A 1,139-nucleotide genomic window follows, 5' to 3' on the forward strand; every position below is an offset into this window, starting at 1 on the left:
CTAGTCTTCCGAGTCAGGAATTCCGTTCAGATGTGTAGGGTTGCTTGGTGGCACGTACTGGGCGGCCGAAGGCCGAGTTGATCCTGTCGGATGAGGAACGGGCTGCGCTGGAGGGATGGGTTCGGCGCCGTTCCACCCCGCAGGCGTGGGCTTTGCGGTGCCGGATCATCCTGGCCTGCGCGACCGGCGCGTCCAACAAGGACGTGGCCGCACAGCTCGGTTCGACACCGCATGCGGTCGGCCGCTGGCGGAAGCGGTTCGTCGAGCACCGGATCGCCGGGCTGGGTGACATGCCGCGGTCCGGCGGGCCCCGGACGGTCACCGACGAGCAGGTCGCCGCCGTGGTGAAGCGGACACTGGAATCCGCGCCGAAGAACGCCACGCACTGGTCGACGCGGGCAATGGCCACGGAGATGGGCCTGTCGCAGTCGACCGTGTCGCGGATCTGGCGGGCCTTCGGCCTGCAGCCACACCGCACCGAGACGTTCAAGCTGTCGACGGACCCGTACTTCGTCGACAAGGTCCACGACGTGGTCGGCCTCTATCTGGACCCGCCCGAGCGGGCCTTGGTTTTCTGTGTCGACGAGAAGACGCAGATCCAGGCCCTGGACCGGTCCCAGCCGGTGCTGCCGATGATGCCCGGTGTCCCGCAGCGGGTCACCCATGACTACGTGCGCGCGGGCACCACCACATTGTTCGCCGCACTGGAGGTGGCCACGGGGAAGGTGATCGGCTCCCTGCACCGCCGGCACCGGGCCGAGGAGTTCAAGAAGTTTCTGATCAAACTCGACCAGGAGATACCGGCGGACCTGGACGTGCACCTGGTGCTGGACAACTACGCCACCCACAAGACACCGGCGATCAAAACCTGGCTGCTGGCGCACCCCCGCTTTCACCTGCACTTCACGCCCACCGGCTCGTCCTGGCTCAACCTGGTCGAGCGGTGGTTCGCCGAGCTGACGAACAAGCAGATACGGCGAGGCGTCCACAGAAGCGTCCAGGCGTTGGAGAAGGACATCCGGACCTGGATCGCCGCATGGAACACCGATCCCAAGCCCTACGTCTGGACGAAGACCGCAGACGAGATCCTCGAACGCCTCGCCAGCTATCTGAACAGAATTCCTGACTCAAAAGACTAG

General features: G+C 65.4%; 1 protein-coding gene. It reads left to right on the forward strand.

From position 1 onward, the window contains the following. Positions 1-47: 47 nt before the first annotated feature. Complete coding sequence (locus ACFW01_RS38395) at positions 48-1,139, forward strand: IS630 family transposase (RefSeq protein ID WP_384511504.1); 1,092 nt, start codon at positions 48-50, stop codon at positions 1,137-1,139.

This window comes from Streptomyces sp. NPDC058985 (genome assembly GCF_042740985.1).
Taxonomy (GTDB): Bacteria; Actinomycetota; Actinomycetes; order Streptomycetales; family Streptomycetaceae; genus Streptomyces.